This is a genomic window from Paraconexibacter sp. (assembly GCF_041602235.1).
Classification (GTDB): Bacteria; Actinomycetota; Thermoleophilia; order Solirubrobacterales; family Solirubrobacteraceae; genus Paraconexibacter.
In genome coordinates this window covers 1-3,473 of sequence record NZ_JBFIGP010000353.1, presented here as the reverse complement: position 1 = coordinate 3,473, position 3,473 = coordinate 1, and the positions used below count along the sequence as shown (strand labels likewise).

The window sequence follows — 3,473 nt, the reverse complement described above, 5'->3', positions numbered from 1 at the left end:
TCGGGGTTGGGGTGGTCGAAGTCGCAGCCCGCGTCCCACTCCTTGCGCTGGTTGCCGTAGGCGGGGATGCCGCCGCCGCGCTTGAGCATCGCGGCCACGTGCATGAGGTTCCACGCCATGAAGACCGTGTTGCGCTGGGTGAACTCGTTCTGCGGGCCGCCGGAGCCCTCGTCCGCGTAGGACGGGCCCGGTCCGGCCTCGCCGAGCCAGCAGCTGTCGGCCTGGGGTGGCACGACGTAGCCGAGGTGCTGCAGCGAGTAGAGGAGCTCCATCGCGCAGTGCTTGGCGCCGTCCTCGTTGCCGGTGATGATGCAGCCGCCTGCGCGCCCGTAGTAGATCCACTGGCCCTTGTCGTTGAGCTGGCCGCTGTTGCCGTAGAGCCGCTCGATCACGCGTGAGCTGACGCTCGACTTCTGGCCGAGCCAGATCGGGGCGCCGAGCACGAGGATGTCGGCCGCCTCCACGCGCTCGAACAGGGCCGGCCAGTCGTCGCTCGGCGCGCCGTGCTCGCGCATGTCGGGTTGCACGCCGGCCGGGAGGTCGAGGTCCACCGCCCGCGCCTGGTCGACCGTGACGCCCTGCGCCTCCATGACCCCGATCGCCACGTCCATCAGCGCCTGCGTGTTGGACGGCTCGGGCGCGTGCTTCAGCGTGCAGTTGATGAACAGCGCGCGCAGGTCGGAGTAGTCGAAGCGTGGATCTGGGCTCATGTCGGTCAGTCTCCCCGCTCGCGGTGGCGTTACACCGGCGTCCCTGTCATGCTCCCGCGCCACATGGCTACACGAGTGAAGCTTTCCGGCCGCACGGCCGTCGTCACGGGCGCGGCATCCGGCATCGGCCGGGCCTCCGCCCGCCTCCTCGCCCAGCGAGGCTGCCCGCTGGTCCTCGTCGACAAGGACGAGGCCGGCCTCGCCGAGACCGCCGAGGGACTCACCGTCCCCGTCATGACCCGCACCATGGACGTCTCGGATCGCTGGGCCCAGCAGCAGCTGGCCGCCGAGGTCAAGGACTGGCAGGGTCCGATCGGCCTGGTCCTCAACAACGCCGGCGTCACCGTGTCGCAGACGATCGCGGAGTCCTCCAGCGAGGACCTCGAGTGGGTCATGGGCGTGAACCTCTGGGGCGTCGTGCACGGCACCCAGGCGTACCTGCCGATCCTCCTGGAGCAGGACTCCGGCGTCATCGCCAACATCTCGAGCATCTTCGGGATCATCGCGTGGCCCACGCAGGCCATCTACAACGCCTCCAAGTTCGCGGTGAAGGGGTTCACCGAGTCGCTGCGGCACGAGTTGCACGAGACCAACGTCAGCGCGGTCTGCATCCACCCCGGCGGCATCGCGACGAACATCGTCAACAACGCGCGGATCCACCAGGACGACCTCGGGCGCACCGATCCGGAGGCGCTCAGGAAGGACTTCGAGAAGGTCGCCAAGACCTCGCCGGACAAGGCCGCCAAGACGATCGTCGAGGGCATCGAGAAGGGCAAGGTGCGGATCCTGATCGGCCCGGACGCCGTCGCCACGGACGTGCTCGCCCGCACCCTCCCGGTCAACTACTTCAGCGTCATCCGCAAGCTGCAGCCGCTCATCCGCCGGTAGGCGATGCGGGCCGCGCGAGGCCCGGTCGATCATCCGTCCTCGCCATCGCGTCAGACCTGGTGAGGGCGGCCGGGGCGCCGCTACCCTCGCGCGATGCCCGTACGCGTGGTGTTCACCTGCGACGTCTGCGGCGTCCGACCGGACGAGATCACGCATGGGCTGCTCCAGGAGCAGCTCCAGCTGCTGCTCTGCGGGGAGTACCTCGACAGCGAGCCGGACGGCTGGCTGACCTGGACGGGACGCGGCGTCTACGGCGCGGTGCGGCGCGCGTGCCGGGATCACCGGGCCGAACTCAAGGCGGCGATCCGCAAGGACTACGGCACGCTCGGGTTCCATCCGTGGGCCGAAGGTCCGCACCCCGCCGGCTGGCACTTCCGCGAGGACGCCGCCAGAGCCCGGCGTCGCCACGCGCTCGCGCGCCGGCCCGGGTTCGCCGGCGGCTACCAGGGCTAGTCGCGGGCCCGGGCCCCGCCCGTCGCGCGGCTCCTGGCGCCGGCGGTCCCCGCCCCCCCTCAGAAGACCAGGTACTGCTGGGACACCGGCGCGAGCTCGGTCCCGAACAGCAGGGCAAGCAGGCCCGCCTCGAACTGCGCCCCGAGCTCCCGCACCTCGCGCCACGCAGCGCTGTGCTCTCGGGTCTCGCGACGGAGCCCGCGGATCTCGCGACGCGCGTCCGGGTCGGCGAGCAGCCCGACCCAGCGGTCGTAGGCGGCAAGCGTCCGGGCGCCGGTGTCGCGGATCCCTCCGGCCTCCGAGCTCAGGTAGGCGGCGGCGAGGCGGTCGGTCGGCGGGGCCGCGAACTGCGCGGCGAGGAACGCGGCGTGCGCGTTGGCGGTGAGCTCGCGGCAGAGGAGCACCGGGACCAGTCCGCCGGCGAACAGCATCTTGCGGGACAGGCGCAGCTTGGCGTTGCGCATGACCCAGTTGGGGTCCTCGTGCCCGGACGCCCGGTGCTTGCCCTCGAAGTCGACCGCGATCGTGCGCCAGTACCGCACCAGGTCGTTGAGCAGGAAGCGCGGCGGCTTGTGGTCGCCCCCGTCGGCCGACGGGTGGAGGTACGCGTCGAGCACGCGACGGATGGCGCGCGCGTGCACGTCGGCGCCGGTCGCGGGGACCGACTCCAGGAGCAGCAGGATCCGTCGCGTGAGGTTGCGGTTGCTGTCGCCTTCCAGTCCGATGTGCGCCGCCAGGGACTCGGCCGAGACCACGGTCCCGAAGAGGCCCTGCGCGCCAGGGGCGGCGGTCCCACCGCCGACCGCATCGCCGACCCAGGCCAGGAGATGGTCGCGCTCGCCCTCCTGCGGGGGAGCGCCGTCGGCGACGAGCGCCCAGTCGTCGTCGCTGGAGCCGGTCAGCTCCGACCGGCCCCAGGACCCGAACAGGACGATCGAGTGGCGCTCGCCCTGGTCGGCGAGCAGGGAGGTCGGCGGTGCCGCCTGGAGCCGGCCCCGCAGCGCGTACAGGCGCTGGGCCGTGCGGGCCCGGGCCGCCGACAGGTTGGGGAAGGCGACGCCCGTCGCCTCGGACAGCGCGTCGAGCGCGCCCAGGGGAGAGGTGGAGCTCGAGACGTCCACGGCGAGCGACACCCTACGCCGTCGCAGCGATGCGCCGGGTGGCCCCGGGGGGCCGGCGGGCGGAGCGCCCGGTCAGGAGACGGCGCGCAGCGGCGCCTCGAGGATCCACGGCACGTCGCGGCAGCGATCCAGCAGCGGGGCGAGGTCGGCTTCGTCCGCGGCGGTCATCGGCCGGTGACGTCCCCGCTCGTCCAGCGCGCTCACGTGCAGGTGGCGCAGCCGCGATCCGTAGCGATCGAGGATCTCGTGGCCGACGGCGAGGGTCGGGTCGACGGCCTGCGCGTGCGCGACGTCGAAGCAG

4 protein-coding genes and 1 pseudogene are annotated in these 3,473 nt (G+C 72.4%); 2 read left to right on the top strand and 3 right to left on the bottom strand.

The window, feature by feature from the left end:
* Nucleotides 1-719 (bottom strand): flavodoxin family protein (locus tag ABYE80_RS18715; protein WP_372791832.1); only part of this gene is annotated, 719 nt, incomplete at its 3' end.
* 54 nt (nucleotides 720-773) lie between these two features.
* Between ABYE80_RS18715 and ABYE80_RS18710 the strand changes: the two genes are divergently transcribed.
* Together ABYE80_RS18710 and ABYE80_RS18705 are read left to right on the top strand one after the other, a co-directional pair.
* Complete coding sequence (locus ABYE80_RS18710; protein WP_372791831.1) at nucleotides 774-1,598, top strand: SDR family NAD(P)-dependent oxidoreductase; 825 nt, start codon at nucleotides 774-776, stop codon at nucleotides 1,596-1,598.
* 93 nt (nucleotides 1,599-1,691) lie between these two features.
* The gene (locus ABYE80_RS18705) at nucleotides 1,692-2,051 is read left to right on the top strand and encodes a hypothetical protein (RefSeq protein ID WP_372791830.1); all 360 of its coding nucleotides are present in this window, start codon (nucleotides 1,692-1,694) and stop codon (nucleotides 2,049-2,051) included.
* Nucleotides 2,052-2,110: 59 nt separating this feature from the next.
* Here the strand turns inward: ABYE80_RS18705 and ABYE80_RS18700 are convergent, their stop codons facing one another.
* Entirely contained in the window at nucleotides 2,111-3,172 is a 1,062-nt protein-coding gene (locus ABYE80_RS18700; RefSeq protein ID WP_372791829.1) for a hypothetical protein, read from the bottom strand.
* 72 nt (nucleotides 3,173-3,244) lie between these two features.
* A pseudogene (locus tag ABYE80_RS18695) lies at nucleotides 3,245-3,473 on the bottom strand (hypothetical protein); the annotation flags it as partial.

Coding starts and splice junctions, on each gene's coding strand:
- ABYE80_RS18705 (WP_372791830.1), top strand. CDS start 1,692: ATGCCCGTACGCGTGGTGTTCACCTGCGACGTCTGCGGCGTCCGACCG.
- ABYE80_RS18710 (WP_372791831.1), top strand. CDS start 774: ATGGCTACACGAGTGAAGCTTTCCGGCCGCACGGCCGTCGTCACGGGC.